Annotated in this window: 16 protein-coding genes; 9 read left to right on the top strand and 7 right to left on the bottom strand. The window is 44.5% G+C overall.

The genetic code is table 11. From position 1 onward, the window contains the following. Positions 1 to 44: 44 nt before the first annotated feature. A complete protein-coding gene (locus M9194_RS10585) occupies positions 45 to 761 on the bottom strand; it encodes a riboflavin synthase subunit alpha (protein WP_250612610.1) in 717 nt (238 codons plus the stop codon). 406 nt (positions 762 to 1167) lie between these two features. Between M9194_RS10585 and M9194_RS10580 the strand changes: the two genes are divergently transcribed. Beyond that, a complete protein-coding gene (locus M9194_RS10580; protein ID WP_250612609.1) occupies positions 1168 to 1593 on the top strand; it encodes a hypothetical protein in 426 nt (141 codons plus the stop codon). Positions 1594 to 1621: 28 nt separating this feature from the next. Here M9194_RS10580 and M9194_RS10575 read toward each other — a convergent pair whose 3' ends face one another. From M9194_RS10575 to smrB, 4 genes are all read right to left on the bottom strand, one after another. Next, entirely contained in the window at positions 1622 to 2311 is a 690-nt protein-coding gene (locus tag M9194_RS10575) for a response regulator (protein ID WP_250612608.1), read from the bottom strand. Then, positions 2304 to 3773 (bottom strand): sensor histidine kinase, encoded by a 1470-nt coding sequence (locus M9194_RS10570; protein WP_250612607.1) that lies wholly within the window; start codon positions 3771 to 3773, stop codon positions 2304 to 2306. The genes M9194_RS10575 and M9194_RS10570 overlap by 8 nt, the downstream gene beginning before the upstream one ends. Before the next feature lie 82 nt (positions 3774 to 3855). Beyond that, positions 3856 to 5718 carry a potassium transporter Kup gene (locus M9194_RS10565; protein WP_250612606.1) on the bottom strand — a complete coding sequence of 621 codons (1863 nt, stop codon included), beginning with the start codon at positions 5716 to 5718 and terminating at the stop codon, positions 3856 to 3858. Between the two features lie 187 nt (positions 5719 to 5905). Further along, positions 5906 to 6433 (bottom strand): endonuclease SmrB, encoded by a 528-nt coding sequence (gene smrB / locus M9194_RS10560; protein WP_250612605.1) that lies wholly within the window; start codon positions 6431 to 6433, stop codon positions 5906 to 5908. Between the two features lie 59 nt (positions 6434 to 6492). Here smrB and prmB point away from each other — a divergent pair, with 59 nt between their 5' ends. Together prmB and aroC are read left to right on the top strand one after the other, a co-directional pair. Then, positions 6493 to 7425 carry a 50S ribosomal protein L3 N(5)-glutamine methyltransferase gene (prmB, locus tag M9194_RS10555; RefSeq protein WP_250612604.1) on the top strand — a complete coding sequence of 311 codons (933 nt, stop codon included), beginning with the start codon at positions 6493 to 6495 and terminating at the stop codon, positions 7423 to 7425. Positions 7426 to 7651: 226 nt separating this feature from the next. Further along, positions 7652 to 8737 carry a chorismate synthase gene (gene aroC, locus M9194_RS10550; protein ID WP_250612603.1) on the top strand — a complete coding sequence of 362 codons (1086 nt, stop codon included), beginning with the start codon at positions 7652 to 7654 and terminating at the stop codon, positions 8735 to 8737. Between the two features lie 59 nt (positions 8738 to 8796). On the opposite strand, the gene M9194_RS10545 is transcribed toward aroC, so the two are convergent. Further along, positions 8797 to 9420 (bottom strand): trimeric intracellular cation channel family protein, encoded by a 624-nt coding sequence (locus M9194_RS10545; protein WP_250612602.1) that lies wholly within the window; start codon positions 9418 to 9420, stop codon positions 8797 to 8799. Positions 9421 to 9652: 232 nt separating this feature from the next. Here M9194_RS10545 and M9194_RS10540 point away from each other — a divergent pair, with 232 nt between their 5' ends. The 3 genes from M9194_RS10540 to M9194_RS10530 all read left to right on the top strand — a co-directional run bounded on the left by M9194_RS10540 (position 9653) and on the right by M9194_RS10530 (position 11100). Beyond that, positions 9653 to 10186, top strand: a complete 534-nt coding sequence (locus tag M9194_RS10540; RefSeq protein WP_250612656.1) for an elongation factor P hydroxylase — start codon at positions 9653 to 9655, stop codon at positions 10184 to 10186. A gap of 8 nt (positions 10187 to 10194) precedes the next feature. Next, positions 10195 to 10458 (top strand): YfcL family protein, encoded by a 264-nt coding sequence (locus M9194_RS10535; RefSeq protein WP_250612601.1) that lies wholly within the window; start codon positions 10195 to 10197, stop codon positions 10456 to 10458. Between the two features lie 117 nt (positions 10459 to 10575). Next, the gene (locus tag M9194_RS10530; protein ID WP_250612600.1) at positions 10576 to 11100 is read left to right on the top strand and encodes an NADPH-dependent FMN reductase; all 525 of its coding nucleotides are present in this window, start codon (positions 10576 to 10578) and stop codon (positions 11098 to 11100) included. A 64-nt stretch (positions 11101 to 11164) separates the two neighbouring features. Here M9194_RS10530 and mnmC read toward each other — a convergent pair whose 3' ends face one another. Continuing rightward, complete coding sequence (gene mnmC / locus M9194_RS10525) at positions 11165 to 13189, bottom strand: bifunctional tRNA (5-methylaminomethyl-2-thiouridine)(34)-methyltransferase MnmC2/FAD-dependent 5-carboxymethylaminomethyl-2-thiouridine(34) oxidoreductase MnmC1 (protein ID WP_250612599.1); 2025 nt, start codon at positions 13187 to 13189, stop codon at positions 11165 to 11167. Positions 13190 to 13429: 240 nt separating this feature from the next. Here mnmC and fabB point away from each other — a divergent pair, with 240 nt between their 5' ends. The 3 genes from fabB to M9194_RS10510 all read left to right on the top strand — a co-directional run bounded on the left by fabB (position 13430) and on the right by M9194_RS10510 (position 16953). Beyond that, a complete protein-coding gene (fabB, locus tag M9194_RS10520; RefSeq protein WP_250612598.1) occupies positions 13430 to 14641 on the top strand; it encodes a beta-ketoacyl-ACP synthase I in 1212 nt (403 codons plus the stop codon). Between the two features lie 168 nt (positions 14642 to 14809). Then, the gene (locus tag M9194_RS10515) at positions 14810 to 15943 is read left to right on the top strand and encodes a 4-phosphoerythronate dehydrogenase (RefSeq protein ID WP_250612597.1); all 1134 of its coding nucleotides are present in this window, start codon (positions 14810 to 14812) and stop codon (positions 15941 to 15943) included. Further along, entirely contained in the window at positions 15940 to 16953 is a 1014-nt protein-coding gene (locus M9194_RS10510) for an aspartate-semialdehyde dehydrogenase (RefSeq protein WP_250612596.1), read from the top strand. Before M9194_RS10515 ends, M9194_RS10510 begins: the two co-directional genes overlap by 4 nt. The last annotated feature ends 3 nt before the right edge of the window (positions 16954 to 16956 follow it).

Raw genomic sequence — 16956 nt, 5'->3', positions numbered from 1 at the left:
AGACGAAGTTATGACGCCTTATTCTCCTTATCTGCCGCTAAATATTACAGAGTTTTAGATAACGATTTCGTCGTATTGTGTGCTATTGAATCGACGTCTGTTCCATTTTCAATGAGAAACTGTTCAAACAAAGGCATTAAAGGGCCAAGTGTTTCTTTTATTGTGTCTCTGACGGTGTCTACCACCACCTGAGTGCCTCGTTCGATCTCGATATTGACTTTGTCTTCAATGGATTTGAGTTCGAACGTTGTGGCTCGTCTGGTTTCTGGAATTAACCACACTTCAAACCAGCCCTCACTTTTGCTGACGTCTGAAACGGTCAAGCTTGCACCATTGATCGCAATATAGCCTTTCGCAAAGACGTAACTTTTCCACATGTGAGGCAATTCAAAGCGTATGCAGTAGTTGCTCTCATGCTGGCTGATAGCACTTATTTTTGTACTGAAATCAATATGACCTGATAGCGGATGTCCGCCAATCTCGGCACCATCTTTTGCCGCCCTTTCCACATTCACTTTTTTGCCAACGGTCAGCTCGTTCAGCGTTGTAATTATTAAGCTCTGTAGCATCACATCGAATTTTACTAGTCTGGCTGAGAGTATTTCTGTGACGGTTAGGCACACACCATCGACAGCTACACTGGCACCGATCTCTAAATGTTCAGTGAAGCCTTCTTCAAAGCAGATTTCGAACGTTTTAATCCCACCAGACTCTCGCACACTTTTTATCACGGCAATAGAAGAAACGATTCCAGTAAACATAAATCCCCTTTAGTAGTTAATACTTTCAAATAACCACTAGCCTATGGATTGATTTGATAAAATCAATAAGTTTCATCACTGACTCGTATACCTAATGAGAGCCCGTTTACTTTTGGCTTCATCAGATGGCTTGGTCATGAGCGGTCAGCTAGCACCCGAGTGAACCTACACAATACGCCGCCAATATACGAATTTGGTTGAAATGCAATGACATTCATTTTCTAATATGTTGCATAGGTTTAGAGCTAAATGATAATGAGTTAATTTCTAAATAAGGCTTGGGTGTTTAATTTCGGCACCCTGAGAAGTAAGAAAGGCCTGAGTCGTCTTTGCGGCTCGGGCCATGACAACATTACAAATAAAAAATACAAATAGTTAGTAAGAAGCGTTTCAGTTGGTGGTTGATATGAAAATGGAAGGTTATGAGCTTAAAGCCAAAGTAAGGGCAGGGTGCCTAGTGCTTGTCGGGTTTTTTATTATCGATATCGTGATGAAAAGCCTCAACCCAGACTCCTTACCGATGGTGATAGATAATTTAGCGTATATTCTTGTTTATCCATCGGTGACGTTGTTATGTATTCAGTTTTTGCCCCTCTGGCAAAAAAAGCAAAGTACTTCAAAATCGACGTTCAACTATGAGGTATCAAAAGGGCTAAAAGCGGGCTTACTTATCTTGGCGTATGCTGCTGCGATCATTTTAATTGCCAGCTTGTTTTTTGATGTCCCGCCATTGATGGGAGCGATTAGCGCTAGCACTGTTATCGTCGTTTTTACCGTTATAACAAGCCCTGATTTTTCAATCTGGCATCAAAGTAAAGGTGGGCGGCACTAGGCAGACTTTTGATAGCCCTATTGATGTTCTAGCTTATTAAACGATATCCAACGCCATTTTCGGTAATTAAATGTTCTGGCTGAGCAGGAGTGTACTCAATTTTGTGCCTGAGTTGGGCGATATGAATGCGGACATAATGGGCGTGTTCGGTGTAATTCGCACCCCATACTTCTTTCAGGATTTGTTTGTGTGTCAGTACCTTGCCCATATTTTTCGACAGCAGAGCCAGTATTTTGTATTCCTTTGGGGTCAGTTTGATGCTTTTTCCCTGACGAGTGACGGTTTGCATGGCTAAATCGACTATCACATCGCCAAATCGATAGCTGCTGGCCTCGGTATGTTGTTGCTGGCTGGTTATTCTGAGTGCGACTCTCATGCGAGCGAGAAGCTCTTCGCTGCCAAAAGGCTTTGTCAGGTAATCATTGGCACCAGCATCAAGTGCTAACACTTTATCGGCTTCTTTATCACGTGCTGAAATGACGATAATAGGCGTGTCCGTCCACGTTCTTAATTCACGCGTTAAATCTAAGCCATCGATATCAGGCAGCCCAAGGTCGAGTAGAATCAAGTTAGGACACCAACGGGTTATCGCTTTGATGCCATCACTAGCATTGGTGACGCTTTTCACTTGATGGCCATGTCCGGTCGCTAAAATTTCTAAAAAACGCCGAATTGGCGGTTCATCTTCGATAATTAGTACTTTGATGTCACTATTCATAAATATCTTTTAAGTAATACTTTTTACATGGAATTTCGACGGTAAAAGTTGAGCCGCCACCTTGCCTGTCCGTCACAAAGATGATCCCGCTATGGGCACTAATGATAAGCTTACAGATGGCCAAGCCAAGTCCTGTTCCTTTAATATTATGATGGTCAGAGCGGTAAAAGCGTTCAAAAATACGCTGTTTTTCATCTTGAGCAACTCCGCATCCCCTATCAGACACTTGGAGAATAAAGTGATTGTTTCTATAGCTTGTCTGAACATCAATAGCGGTATCTTTTGAGCTATATTTAGCCGCATTTTCAATGAGGTTGGTGACCACCTGCTCCATTAATGAGTAATCCATAGAGACCAACATGGGATCTCCAGATAGCTCTACCGAATGATGTTGTAACAGTCGTTCGATGCGCTTTAGAGCACTGCCAATCATTTCTTCTGGCTCCACCCACTCCCTTTTAGGCGTCAGTGTTTTGATGCTAAAGCGGCTAATATCCAACAGTTTGGTTAAACTTCGGTTGAGGTTGTAACCTTCCTCAGCAATCGATGACAACAATTCTCGACGCATCTTATCCGGTAGCTGGATTTGCGGGTCATTAAGGGTAGTCGCTGAGCCGATGATAGAGCCTAGGGGCGTTTTTAAGTCGTGAGATACCGCAGCCAGCAAGGTGTTTCTCATCTTTTCTACTTGGTTGGTCTCAATCGCTTGAGTGAGTGCACGGTTTGCCTCTGAGCGAGCTAAAGATAAACTAATCAATGAGCTAAGGATTGGGTTGAAAGCGTCAAGGTTAGCTGACTCTACCACCAATACACCAAGAAGATCAGTATGTCTCGCCAAAGGGTGCAGCTCTAAAGTATCGCTGATTTTCTTTGCCGCTAGGCCATTTTCAGCAATAAAGTTGTTGACCTCTGTTTGGTACTGTTCTAACCAAACCTCTGGGTGGTAATTCAAGCAATATAGCTCGGGTTGCGCCAGCCAGACTTGAGCTTTGATTTGGTAGTGATTGGCTAAATGCTGTATCGCTGCTTGGGCGATCTCTAGGCTTTCATTTTTGGAAGCAAGCACAGAAGCCAGACTATAGTGATTCTTCAGTTCTCCTCTTAGCCTACGGTTCTTTTTTAGTTCAGCTTGCTGAGATTGGGTTATCCGCACCGCAGCTAGACCATTAAACGCCATCACAATAAAGGTAATGAGGTGTTGGTAGTCCTTAAACTCAAATGAGTTGTGCTCTGGCAAGACGAAGAAATAAAAGGCCACAATACTTGCCACTGCAAGAATGTAGGCATTTCTTTCTTTGAGCCAAAAGCCCCCCACAATATTGAGTAGCATAACGAGTAGCGCTGTATCCGTTTCAACTATCACCGCGTTAAACCCAACGCCGATGTAGATAACCGTGGTGTACAAGGCTAACAGACAAAGAAGTTTACTGGACTCGGTCCAACCCAAGAGTAACGTATTCATGACTTATTGATACTGCCTATTTGTCGCAAATCCTATCAGCGATACTGAACGCTTGTGTTGGTCGAGTGTCAGAATCATTGGACTAGATTTCGTGATGTACGCCAATCTCAATCAATTTATCTTGAGGAACAGACAAACGTTCTGAGGTACGTAAAGCGTTGCGACTAAGCAGAATAAATACTCTAGCCTTTAAATCATGCCACAGGTTTTTAGGCTTAACTTTAATGCGCTCGGCGGACATGAAAAATACCGTGTCAGCAGGGCAAAGGCACAACTCTTTTGTGCAACATGCATCGAAGATTTGCTCAATATCGAGTGACTCTTTATAGCCCACATGAGCGATCATTTGCCAGAATGTTTCGGAAAGCTGTTTGAACTCTACGCGTTTCAGCGGATGAACGTATGGCGCATCTGAGTATTTAAAGGTCAGCAAAATATTCCGATCATGTAATGTTTCGTTGTATTTTAAATTGTTGATCAGAGACGAAGGCGCTTGATGCTCATTACGTGCTAGATAGACGGCGGTCCCAGATGCTCTTGTCCATCGTTTCTTCTCTAACCCTTTAACCATGGCATCCACCGCTAACGGGTGTTTGCTGAGCAAGCTTAAGCGTTGTTTCTCTTGGTACCAGTTGACCATTAACATGAATACTATCGTACCTATGGTCAGTGGTAGCCAACCCCCATCGGTGAATTTGAGTGAGGTCGATGTAAACATGAGAGCGTCGTAAGTCACCACAATGCTCGCGTAACAAATAACCTGAACGCTTGACCAGCGCCAGTGGTATAAGGCAACCACCATCAAGAGTAGCGATGAAATAAGAATCACGGAAGTTACGGCAATACCATAAGCGGCGGCCAGTCGAGCTGAGCTGCCGAATGCAGCCACAACCATGATCACCAACGCAAGCAAAAGAAAGTTGGCGATTGGCACGTAAATCTGCCCTTGCTCTTTCGCGGAGGTGTGAAAGATGCGTACCGGTGGCAAGAAGCCTAAGTTAATGGCTTGGCGCGTCAATGAGAAAATCCCAGAAATAACCGCTTGTGAGGCAATGACCGTAGCAAAGGTGGCCAAAAGCACTAAGGGTAGTCGTAAGTCAGATGGCACCAGCAAGAAAAACGAATTGCTGATAGCAGCGTGATCGTTTAGCACCAGTGCACCTTGTCCAAAATAATTGAGAACAAGGCAGGGAAGAACTAGGAAGAACCATGCCAGCCGAATAGGGGTAATACCAAAATGTCCCATATCGGCGTAAAGCGCTTCGACACCGGTTACTGCTAACACAACCACACCAAGGGTAAAGAGGGAAGCAATACCATGAGCCAAAATAAACCGCAGCGCAAAGATTGGATTGAGGGCATGCAATACGAAAGGACTATGGTAAATGGACGCCAGCCCACTAAGACCAATGCATACAAACCACGTTAGCATGACGGGTGCGAAAAATTGCCCAATTTTGCCAGAACCATATTTTTGAATTGCAAACAAGGCAACAATAATGGTGATAGAAATCGGAATGATAAACGAGTGCAAGCTTGGATTGACGACATCAATCCCTTCCACCGCGGATAACACAGACATGGCGGGCGTGATTATGGCTTCACCAAAGAAAAAGCCAGCAGACAGCATTCCTAAATATAGTACGGCTTTTTTTAGCGTATTTGGCGCCACACGATGCGCTAAGGAGGCAAGAGTCAATATTCCGCCTTCGCCATTACTCGAGGCTCGCGTCACCAAGGATAAATACTTGATTGAGACAGTAATGATGAACGTCCAAAAAACTAAGGATAAGGTGCCGAGAATGTTGGTGTGAGTAATGGCCAGCGAGTGCTCTCCATCAAACATAGCTTTAAAGGCATATAAAGGACTGGTTCCAATATCGCCATACACAACCCCAATACATAGGTAGGTTAACACCAGTAAAGATTGCTTTTTCTTTTGCATTGTATGCCAAATCTGTGCCTTAACTTAATGGTCGGCACATTACCTCATAACATGATTATCGGCAGGTAGGGTAACAAGGAGAATGTAAAGTAGGAGTAAATTCCTGAGGTGAAGATATAAAGAAAATATAAAGTTTTTGCTAAAACGCGCCCGTTATTCAGGCAAATTCGGGCGCTAAGTGAGCGGACTATTTTTCAGGGATTGACAGCAAAACCAGCAACGCGCCATCTCCTCCAAACTCTAGCGGCGCTTGGTGAAATGCCATCACGTCTGGGTGTTGGGCGAGCCACAATGGTGCTTTTTGTTTAAGAATATGTTTACCTATACCATGTTGGACGCATGCGCAATGCACATCATTTTTCACGCAATAAGCGATCATCGCCCCTAGCTCTTTTTTGGCTTCTTTTTGTGTCATGCCGTGCATGTCTAAAAATACATCCGGTACATATACTCCGCGGCGTAAGCGCTTGACTTCGTAGTGGGAAACATCATCTCTGGCATATCGTGTTGGCCCCTCTTCATTGAGTAAGGGAACAAACTCGTCGGAGAAATAAAACTCGCTATCACTGGCTTCTCTCGCCGATTTGATTGCCTGATTTTGTTTAACATTTTTTTTTGGTTGCTGGATTATGGTATCCTGACGCAACTTTTTTACGCCCTTTACTGCGTCTCTAAACAAGTCGAAGTCGTCGTTATCGTTGTCGTTTTGGCTCATAAGGATAAAATTAATAAGAGATCGAATTAACAGTATTGTAGCGCTTTTGGGAGGAAAATTTGGATAAGATTTTTATAGAAGAAGCGGTATCGGAATTACACACGCTTCAGGATATGGTTCGTTGGACGGTAAGTCGTTTTAATGCGGCGAATTTATTTTATGGACACGGTACAGATAACGCTTGGGACGAAGCCATTCAGTTAATTTTGCCCACATTGTACTTACCCATTGACGTGCCAACGCATGTCATGAATTCACGCTTAACCAGCAGTGAACGGCTGCGCATTGTCGAGCGTGTCATCGAGCGCATTAACGATCGCACGCCTACGGCTTATCTGACGAACAAAGCGTGGTTTTGTGGCTTAGAATTTTTTGTTGATGAGCGAGTATTGGTGCCACGCTCTCCTATTGGCGAGTTGATTGAAGCACAATTTCAACCTTGGCTTGTTGAAGAGCCTGTTCGTATCATGGATATGTGTACGGGCAGCGGATGCATTGCCATCGCTTGTGCGCACGCTTTCCAGAATGCGGAAGTGGATGCTATCGATATTTCTGCTGATGCGTTGCAAGTGGCCGAGCAAAATATTCAAGACCATGGTATGGAACAGCAAGTGTTCCCAATTCGTTCTGACTTGTTCCGTGATCTACCAGTAGAAAAATACAACTTGATTGTGTCGAATCCACCATATGTGGATGAAGAGGACATGAACAGCTTGCCTGACGAGTTCACTCATGAGCCAGAACTTGGCCTTGCCGCAGGCACTGATGGATTGAAAATTGTTCGTCGAATGCTTGCTAATGCGCCGAACTACCTCACAGACAAAGGCATTTTAATTTGTGAGGTGGGTAATTCTATGGTTCATATGATGGAGCAATATCCACATATCCCATTTACTTGGTTAGAGTTTGAAAATGGTGGACACGGCGTCTTCATGCTAACTCGTGATCAGCTTCTAGAGCACGCAGAAGAGTTCTCACTTTACAAAGACTGATCGTAACAAAACTTTCAAAAGGTCAACATCCTAATAATGAACGCCAAGTTATCGATGACTTGGCGTTTTTCGTACTGGCGAACGAAGCCTTTCTCCCCCACCTTTGCCTGACTTGTGCATAAACGCTTTACATCAAATGTTAATAACGCCACTATGTGGGCACGAAGAATAGAAAACAGACACTCTGAATTCACTTAATTCAGGAGAATATGTAACAGAGGACATAATGGCAGGAAATAGTATCGGACAACATTTTCGAGTGACGACATTTGGTGAGAGCCACGGAATCGCACTTGGATGTATTGTAGATGGCTGTCCTCCAGGACTGAGTATTACCGAAGCAGATCTGCAAAAAGACCTCGATCGTCGCCGACCTGGCACCTCAAGATACACCACTCAACGCCGTGAGCCAGATGAAGTGAAAATTTTATCTGGGGTATTTGAAGGGGTTACAACGGGTACTTCGATTGGCCTTTTGATTGAAAATACGGATCAACGCTCGAAAGATTACTCTGAAATCAAAGATAAGTTTCGTCCAGGCCATGCTGATTATACTTATCACCAAAAATACGGCGTAAGGGACTATCGTGGCGGTGGTCGATCTTCGGCGCGTGAAACCGCAATGCGAGTAGCAGCGGGCGCGATTGCTAAGAAATATCTTAAGCAAGAATTCGATGTTGAAATCCGTGCGTATTTGTCGCAAATGGGCGATGTATCTATTGAGAAAGTAGACTGGCAAGAGATCGAAAATAACGCATTCTTCTGCCCCGATGTGGATAAAGTCGACGATCTTGATCAATTGATTCGCGATCTTAAAAAACAAGGCGATTCGATTGGTGCCAAGCTGCAAGTGGTCGCAACTAATGTGCCTGTTGGTTTAGGTGAGCCTATTTTCGACCGATTGGATGCTGATATTGCTCATGCACTGATGAGCATCAACGCGGTAAAAGGGGTTGAAATCGGAGACGGGTTTGATGTGGTTTCACAAAAAGGCAGTGACCACCGCGATCCACTCACGCCTTCTGGCTTTGCGAGTAATCACGCTGGCGGCATTTTAGGCGGCATTTCAACTGGGCAAGATATCGTTGCTAATCTTGCATTGAAACCAACATCCAGTATCACCGTACCTGGTGAAACGATTGATAAAACGGGTGAGCCGACTCAGGTAGTGACCAAAGGGCGTCATGACCCATGTGTTGGGATTCGAGCCGTACCTATTGCAGAAGCCATGTTAGCCATTGTGCTATTGGATCATCTATTGCGTCATCGTGGACAAAACCATGGTGTTGTAACCGAGACGCCAAAAATTTGATTGGTACAGAAAACCGTTGAAATGAGTACAAGCCCTTGATATGCGTCAAGGGCTTGTTTTTAATGTAGGGATTCTTCCACATCGAGGTGGAAAGTGGGTAGGCGCCAGTGAAAATTAAGCGCAGACATTCTAACGGTGTAGCCAATAACCAGTGTTACTATCGTGGCGTAGACATCTGCAACATTTAAAGCCAGTAAGCCCATATAGAGCCCAGAGGATAAAAAAGCCACCGAAGCGTACAATTCCTTATGCAAAATCAAAGGAGTGCGTCTGCAAATTAAGTCTCTTAGTAAGCCACCGAATACACCAGTGACCACCGCTGATACCAAACAAATGAGCACTGGATGGCCCGTGGTCATGGCGACTTTGGTTCCGATAATACTAAATACCACCAAGCCTAACGCATCAAGCCTAAGAAATAGCCCTTTCATTTTGATGACCCACTTTGCCAGCACAGTCGTGGTAATACCTGCCACACAGGTGATAGCGAGATATTCCGGGTGCGCAACCCATGACACAGGAAAGTGTCCTAAGAGGATGTCACGAGCTGTGCCTCCACCAATCGCAGTGACACTGGCTACTAACATAACGCCAAACCAATCCATTTTTTTCTGGCCTGCATTTAAAGCACCAGTCATGGCTTCTGCCGTAATTCCAATAATATATAAAATACTCAAAAGCATATTGGCTTCCCCACAGTGAAAGGTTTACCTGGAGGTAATAAGGTATAAAAAATGAAGCGAGAGTGTATTCGCTAATGGTGTATTTGACGAATGATATTTTATAAGGGAAAAGGCCAATTTCGCATAAGAATAGCTAATCAATAGCGGTATCTCGCTGAGGCTTGAGCATATAGGTTTACCTAATGGGAGAAAAAAGAGAGAATACTTGCCGGAAAAGGTAACTGACACGACTATGATTCACCAATATCAAGACCTCATCGCGCTTTTTAACGATACGTTTTTTGGCCAATACAATACCAAGCTGGAGCTCGGTGGCGAAGAGCCCGTTTATTTACCGGCCGATGAAGCAACGCCTTATCATCGAATCGTGTTTGCACGTGGGTTTTATGCATCGGCTCTCCATGAAATATCACACTGGTGTGTCGCTGGACCGCAAAGAAGGCTATTAGAAGACTTTGGTTATTGGTATGAGCCAGATGGGCGAGATGAAGCAAAACAGCGACAGTTTGAACAGGTTGAAATTCGTCCTCAGGCCTATGAATGGATATTATCCCAAAGTGCTGGATTTCAATTTAACGTCAGTTGCGATAATTTACATGGCGAATTTGAGCCTGACCGAGTGTCTTTTATGCATAAAGTACATCAGGAAGTTTTAAAGATACTTAAAGCGGGTTTACCGACAAGAGTTCAGATGCTGTCTGATGCCTTGAGGCAGTTTTACTCAGTCCCGAATCTGACCATCAACAATTTTAAAGTAAGTGAATAAGAGTCCACATGATCATTGAGTTCGAAGAAAAATTATTAGATTTAATTGATGCAAGAATAGACAGTGCCTCAGACGATGAGTTATTTGCTGGGGGCTACCTAAGAGGGCATATTTCGCTGTCGGCTGCTACCTGTGAAGAAGAAGGCATCGGGGATTTGGATGAGCTAAAACTCCGTATCGTGCAAAGCTTAGAAGGTGCCCGAAGCGAGCTTACGCCTGCCGATCAGCAAATCGTACATGATCTTTGGCAGGAACTGGCAAGTCAAGTTTAGCTCGCTGAAAGCTAATTGTTCGAAATTATTGAACATGATTGTGGAATTTCTTTGATTGTCGCGTGTTATGATTTTGCTATTCTAACAAGCAAATAATCAGTGTGTAGGAGTAACATCATGAAAGTCGTCGCATTTGGAACCAGTACCAGTTCAACATCTATCAACAAAACTTTAGCTAGTTATGCAGCTAACTTAATCGAAGGAGCTGAAGTTACTGTTCTTGATTTGAACAAGTATAACGTTCCTATGTTCAGTGAAGACTTAGAAAAAGAGATCGGTCAAGCTGAAGGTGCTAAAAGCTTTTTAGATGATTTATCATCTGCAGATGTGTTTGTCATCTCGCATGCAGAGCATAATGGTCACCACCCAGCCGCTTACAAGAACCTGTTCGACTGGGCGACCAGAATCGAAAGAAATGTTTTCAATGATAAGCCAGCTATCTTTCTAGCGACATCTCCAGGTCCAGGCGGAGCACAATCTGTGTTGTCAGCAGCGGCTCAGTCCGCACCTTATTTTGGTGCACAGGTGAAAGCGTCTGTTTCTGTTCCTAGTTTTTATGACAACTACGACTTTGAGCAAGGCGAAATCACTAACGAAGAAATCCGTGAGAAAGTGAAACAAGCGACTAACTTGATTGCTTAGAATTAGATTGATTCGCTAAAACTTAACTATTTCAACGCCAGCGCAATCGCTGGCGTTGTTATTTTCAATGACTTAAAGACTTTCGAATGGGTTTGCCCTTCATTAGTTTTCGTATCCACATTTTACTTGGGTGAATGCTTTCTAATACGTCTGCTGGAAGTGGCAGTGGGTTACCGCAGATTTGTGAGGCAAGCACTTCTGCCATGAGTGGTGAAGAGCTAAGCCCTCTTGAGCCAAGTCCTAGTAGGCAAAACAGATTGGTATATTGTGGCAGAGTTGCACCTGACTTCGACGCTTCGCCATCCGCCTCAAAATATTTGACGATATGTTCGAAATCACCCACATTGCCGACGAAAGGCAAATGATCACGGCTCACGCAGCGTATTCCTTGCCTCGATTCATTATCAGAAATATCCACTTCTTTTGGCCAGCTTTGATCAGGCAAACAAGCCATCAGTTTATCGGCGTTGTCCAGTTGAGCTTGAGGGTCAAATAGTTGATCGATATGGGTTCTGTCGTAGCTAGCACCGATGCAATGTTGATTCGATGTAGGGTTGCGTGGCGTCATATAACCGTCGTAGCACAACACAGATTTTAGTTGCGATAGAGTCTTTGTGGATGGAATATGACTCACTTGGCCTTTGACTTTGCCAAGTGGCAGAAATCGTGTTTGCTCAAAGGTGTCAAATTGATGTCCATTGGCAATCACCACCGCCTGATGTTGGAAATGCTTTCCATCCGCTTCGAGTGACCAAGATTGTTGGTCACTATGCCAGTTCAATGTCTCTATATGGGTGTTCCAATGCACAGAAAGACAACCACTTTCAGTGAGAGAATGGATAAGATTACGCGTAAATTCGGCCGGACATAGCCATCCGCCCTGGGGAAAGTGAAGGCTTTCCATATTAACAGGTAAACCCACTGCTGAGTTGGTCTCTTCGGCCGATAGCTTGCGGACAAAGGCTTCAGGTAATTGACAGTCAGCAACTTTGCTGAGTTTTTGTCTGCTTTTCTCATCCCACATCAATTGAGTCACACCACACCAGTCATAATCAAATGGCAACTGGTGTGCACATTGATTAACAAACTGTTTTGCGAATAACATACCAGGCGCGAACACCCGAGCTACGCCTGTGTGAGACTCATTTAATAACGGATAAATAGCACCTTGTTTGTTGCCAGAGGCACCCAAAGCGGGCTCTGAATCCGAACAATAAAGAGTGACATGTATTCCTCTTCGACTGAGCGCTTTGGCTAAGGTAGCACTGGCAATGCCACCTCCTATAATGGCAACGTCTTTTACATTGTCGACTTTGGCGCGATGAAATTGTGGGCGAATGGTTCGAGTTTGCGAAGGTTGGTTAATTTCGCCTGCTATCATTTCTCGTTTGGTACCAAACCCTTTGACTTTTTTCATAGAAAAGCCCGCATCTATCAGGCCGCGGCGAACAAAGCCAGCGGCGGTGAAGGTTGCACAGGTGCCATTCGGTTTGGCCAGTCTGGCCATATTATTAAATAAGGCTTGATTCCACATTTCAGGGTTCTTACTTGGCGCGAATCCATCTAAAAACCACGCATCAACAACGCCGTTTTCTAATGTTGGTACCATTGGCATGCAATCTTTAATATCACCAAACCACAGATCCAGTGTTACCGCGCCGTCGTCAAAAATAAGACGATGACATTCTGGAATGGCCAGTGGGTAGCAATCATGCAGCTTTTTCGCATACGAACTAAGCTCTGGCCACATTTCATGCGCTTTTTTCAAGTCCTCTTGACTCAGTGGGAATTTCTCAAAGCTGATAAAGTGCAGCTCTTGAGTTTGAGCTGAAGGGTTTGTGTTACGAAATGCATCAAACGCTTGCCAAGCGGCAAGAAAGTTTAGCCCGGTTCCAAAACCCGTCTCGCCAATCACAAACCGACGTAGGTTACCTTGAGACCAACGCTCTGGTAGGCGATTTTGTTGCAAGAAGACGTATCGAGTTTCTTCTAAACCGTTTACATTAGAAAAGTAAACATCATCGAACTCATCTGAGACCGGTGTCCCAGAATCATTCCAATCTAGTTTGGCATTATGAATAGACGTCATTATGAATTGTGTTTTGTCGATAGAGGCGATATAAGGTGTGATTGTATACCCAAACGACCTGAAGGTGCGAGTTTCGGTGAAATGAGTAGGCCTCTACTAAAAAGATAACTCAAGGCGATAAGGTTCAGGATAGCATTCTGTGCTGAGCATCGGTAGTATACGAGTTAATAGGAAAGCTGACCACTTGAGTTGGTCTTCTTCGTTATCATTTAGCAGAATTTAGAATAATAGGATTGTCACATGAAACGTGTCGTAATCACCGGTATGGGTATAGTGTCGAGTATCGGTAACAACGTCGAAGAGGTTTTAGCGTCTCTAAAAGCAGGTAAATCAGGCATTAACGCTTCAGAGCAGTTTAAAGAAAATGGTTTACGCTCTCAAGTTTGGGGTGACCTAAAAATGAATCCTGCTGACCATATCGATCGCAAAAAAATGCGTTTTATGGGTGATGCGGCGGCGTTTGCATATTTGTCGATGGAACAGGCTATCGCTGATTCAGGCCTAACTGAAGAGCAAGTTTCCAATGATCGTACTGGCCTGGTTGCAGGCTCTGGCGGTGCATCATCAATCAACCAAGTCAATGCGGTTGATATCCTAAGAGAAAAAGGTGTTAAGCGTGTCGGTCCATACATGGTGACACGTACGATGGCGTCTACGGTTTCCGCATGTCTAGCGACACCATTTAAAATTCGCGGCGTGAACTACTCAATGAGTTCTGCCTGTGCAACATCCGCGCACTGTATCGGCCACGCCATGGAGCTGATTCAACTTGGCAAGCAAGACGTAGTGTTTGCCGGTGGCGCGGAAGAGCTAGATTGGACGATGTCCATGATGTTTGATGCGATGGGTGCACTATCAACCAAATACAACGACACGCCAGACAAAGCCTCACGTACTTATGATGCAGATCGTGATGGTTTTGTTATCTCTGGCGGTGGCGGCATGGTTGTGGTCGAAGAGCTGGAACACGCCTTGGCGCGTGGTGCCAAAATCTATGGCGAAATAGTAGGTTATGGTGCGACGTCTGACGGTTACGATATGGTAGCACCTTCTGGTGAAGGTGCCGTTCGCTGCATGAAGATGGCGATGCAAGATGTTGACGGTGTTGATTATGTGAATACTCATGGCACATCAACACCAGTAGGTGACGTAAAAGAGTTAGGTGCGATTCAGGAAGTCTTTGGCGACAACAGCCCTGCAATTTCAGCAACTAAAGCGATGACGGGGCACGCTCTTGGCGCAGCTGGCGTACACGAAGCGATTTATACTGCCTTGATGCTAGACAATAACTTTGTCGCGCCAAGTATTAATGTCGAAAATCTAGATGAAGCCGCTGCTGGTCTAGATATTGTGACGGAAACTCGCGAACAAGAATTGACAACTGTCATGTCAAATAGCTTTGGTTTTGGTGGGACCAACGCCACCTTAGTGCTTAAAAAATATAAAGGTTAAGGACGGTTGAGTTTATACAAGCGATTGTAAGCTTGCCAAACTAGCTGAGTATATGCCCACTTTCTTCTGAAGGTGGGCATTTTTAGTTGTTATGATAGGCAAGCTTTTACTCGACAGGCCCAGCGCTTTTTAGCACAATCCCTTTATTCCCACTCTTTGAGCACCGAAATGAAAATTCTAGTCGACGAAAATATGCCCTATGCGGAGCAGCTTTTTAGCCAGCTTGGCGACGTTATCCTAAAACCCGGACGTTCACTCACTAGCGACGATTTAATAGATATTGATGCCTTGATGATTCGCTCTGTGACGAAAGTGAATCGAGTACTATTGGAGAAAGCCAATAAGTTGAAATTTGTCGGTACAGCAACGGCGGGAATGGACCACGTTGACCAAGCATTGCTGAGAGATAAAGGGGTACATTTTACCGCGGCTCCAGGTTGTAACAAAGTGGGGGTGGCAGAGTATGCGCTAAGCGTGATGATGGTACTGTCCCAACAACAGGGCTTTTCTGTGTTTGATAAGACGGTGGGCATTATTGGCGCAGGGCAAGTAGGCAGTTATCTATACGACTGCTTGACAGGCCTTGGACTAAATGTACTGCTCAATGATCCACCTAAACAGCAGGCAGGCGATACACGACAATTTACCGAGCTTGAGTCGCTATTGCAGCAATCAGATATCATTACCTTGCACGTCCCTATGACTAAAGACGGTGAACATCCGACTCATCATCTTATTGATGAAGAGAAATTGAATAGCTTGCGTGCCGATCAGATTTTAATCAATGCCGCTCGTGGTCCAGTCGTCGACAACTTGGCATTGAAAAAGAGATTGGAGAAACATGACGGTTTTACAGCAGCGTTAGATGTTTTTGAGCACGAGCCAGAAGTCGATATGACGCTCTTGCCTTTGTTGGCTTTCGCCACACCTCATATTGCAGGTTATGGATTAGAAGGTAAGGCTCGTGGGACCACTATTATATTCAATCGTTTTTGTGAATTTCTTGGTAAAGATTTGAGTGCTAGCGCGAACGATTTACTTCCTACGGCTCCCGTCCCACAGGTGAAACTGGATAGAGCATGGGATGAAGATACGTTACACAAACTGACACAGCTAATTTACGATGTGAGAAAGGACGATGCACTTTTTAGGCGTGAAATAGATAAGCCGGGTGCATTTGATAGTATGAGAAAAAATTACTGGGATCGCAGGGAATTTGGTGCGGTGACATTGCAAGGCAATGAAGAATGCAACTTACTTCCGTTACAAAAGCTGGGATTCCAAATAGAGGTAGACAAATGAGCCAACAATTTAATATTGCCATCTTAGGTGCAACAGGTGCCGTTGGAGAAACACTCATCGAAGTGCTTCAGGAAAGAGATTTTCCGGTCGGTGAATTATTTCTGCTTGCGAGTGAACGAAGTGAAGGTAAGAGCTATCGCTTTAACGGCAAAAGTGTCGCAGTACAAAACGTAGAAGACTTTGACTGGTCTCAAGCGCATATTGCGCTATTTTCTGCGGGTGGCGCTTTGTCTGAGAAGTGGGCACCTATCGCAGCTGATGAAGGTGTGGTCGTCATAGATAACACGTCACATTTCCGCTATGAGTATGATGTTCCTCTGGTCGTGCCTGAGGTAAACCCAGAAGCGATTGCAGAGTTTCGTAACCGAAATATCATTGCTAACCCGAATTGTTCAACAATCCAAATGCTTGTGGCGCTAAAGCCTATTCATGATGCAGTGGGCATTGACCGTATCAACGTATCTACTTATCAATCGGTCGCGGGCGCAGGCAAGTCAGGTATCGATGAGCTAGCGGGTCAAACGGCTAAGCTACTCAATGGTAAACCTGCTGAGCCAGAAGCTTTTTCGCAACAAATAGCGTTTAACTGCATTCCTCAAATCGACAAGTTTATGGACAACGGCTATACCAAAGAAGAAATGAAGATGGTTTGGGAAACCCAGAAAATCTTCAATGATGCTTCTATCATGGTGAACCCAACGTGTGTACGAGTGCCTGTTTTTTATGGTCATGCTGAGTCTGTTCATATTGAAACTCGTAGTCCGATTGATGCTGAAGAAGTGACACAGTTGCTTGAAAACTTTGACGGTGTTGAAGTTTTTTATGGTGAAGATTTCCCAACTCAGGTTCGAGATGCTGGTGGCAAAGATCATGTGCTTGTCGGTCGTATTCGCAATGACATTAGCCATCATAGTGGCGTTAATCTCTGGGTTGTTGCTGATAACGTGAGAAAAGGCGCGGCCACTAATGCGGTGCAAATTGCGGAAGTGCTAATCCGTGATTACTTTTAGTTA

The sequence above is a fragment of the Vibrio sinus genome (assembly GCF_023634645.1).
Taxonomy (GTDB): domain Bacteria; phylum Pseudomonadota; class Gammaproteobacteria; order Enterobacterales; family Vibrionaceae; genus Vibrio; species Vibrio sinus.
The sequence above is the reverse complement of the archived record's forward strand: the minus strand, read 5'-3'. Positions and strand labels throughout refer to the sequence as shown.

Coding starts and splice junctions, on each gene's coding strand:
- M9194_RS10585 (WP_250612610.1), bottom strand. CDS start 761: ATGTTTACTGGAATCGTTTCTTCTATTGCCGTGATAAAAAGTGTGCGA.
- M9194_RS10580 (WP_250612609.1), top strand. CDS start 1,168: ATGAAAATGGAAGGTTATGAGCTTAAAGCCAAAGTAAGGGCAGGGTGC.
- M9194_RS10575 (WP_250612608.1), bottom strand. CDS start 2,311: ATGAATAGTGACATCAAAGTACTAATTATCGAAGATGAACCGCCAATT.
- M9194_RS10570 (WP_250612607.1), bottom strand. CDS start 3,773: ATGAATACGTTACTCTTGGGTTGGACCGAGTCCAGTAAACTTCTTTGT.
- M9194_RS10565 (WP_250612606.1), bottom strand. CDS start 5,718: ATGCAAAAGAAAAAGCAATCTTTACTGGTGTTAACCTACCTATGTATT.
- smrB (WP_250612605.1), bottom strand. CDS start 6,433: ATGAGCCAAAACGACAACGATAACGACGACTTCGACTTGTTTAGAGAC.
- aroC (WP_250612603.1), top strand. CDS start 7,652: ATGGCAGGAAATAGTATCGGACAACATTTTCGAGTGACGACATTTGGT.
- M9194_RS10545 (WP_250612602.1), bottom strand. CDS start 9,420: ATGCTTTTGAGTATTTTATATATTATTGGAATTACGGCAGAAGCCATG.
- M9194_RS10540 (WP_250612656.1), top strand. CDS start 9,653: ATGATTCACCAATATCAAGACCTCATCGCGCTTTTTAACGATACGTTT.
- M9194_RS10535 (WP_250612601.1), top strand. CDS start 10,195: ATGATCATTGAGTTCGAAGAAAAATTATTAGATTTAATTGATGCAAGA.
- M9194_RS10530 (WP_250612600.1), top strand. CDS start 10,576: ATGAAAGTCGTCGCATTTGGAACCAGTACCAGTTCAACATCTATCAAC.
- mnmC (WP_250612599.1), bottom strand. CDS start 13,189: ATGACGTCTATTCATAATGCCAAACTAGATTGGAATGATTCTGGGACA.
- fabB (WP_250612598.1), top strand. CDS start 13,430: ATGAAACGTGTCGTAATCACCGGTATGGGTATAGTGTCGAGTATCGGT.
- M9194_RS10515 (WP_250612597.1), top strand. CDS start 14,810: ATGAAAATTCTAGTCGACGAAAATATGCCCTATGCGGAGCAGCTTTTT.
- M9194_RS10510 (WP_250612596.1), top strand. CDS start 15,940: ATGAGCCAACAATTTAATATTGCCATCTTAGGTGCAACAGGTGCCGTT.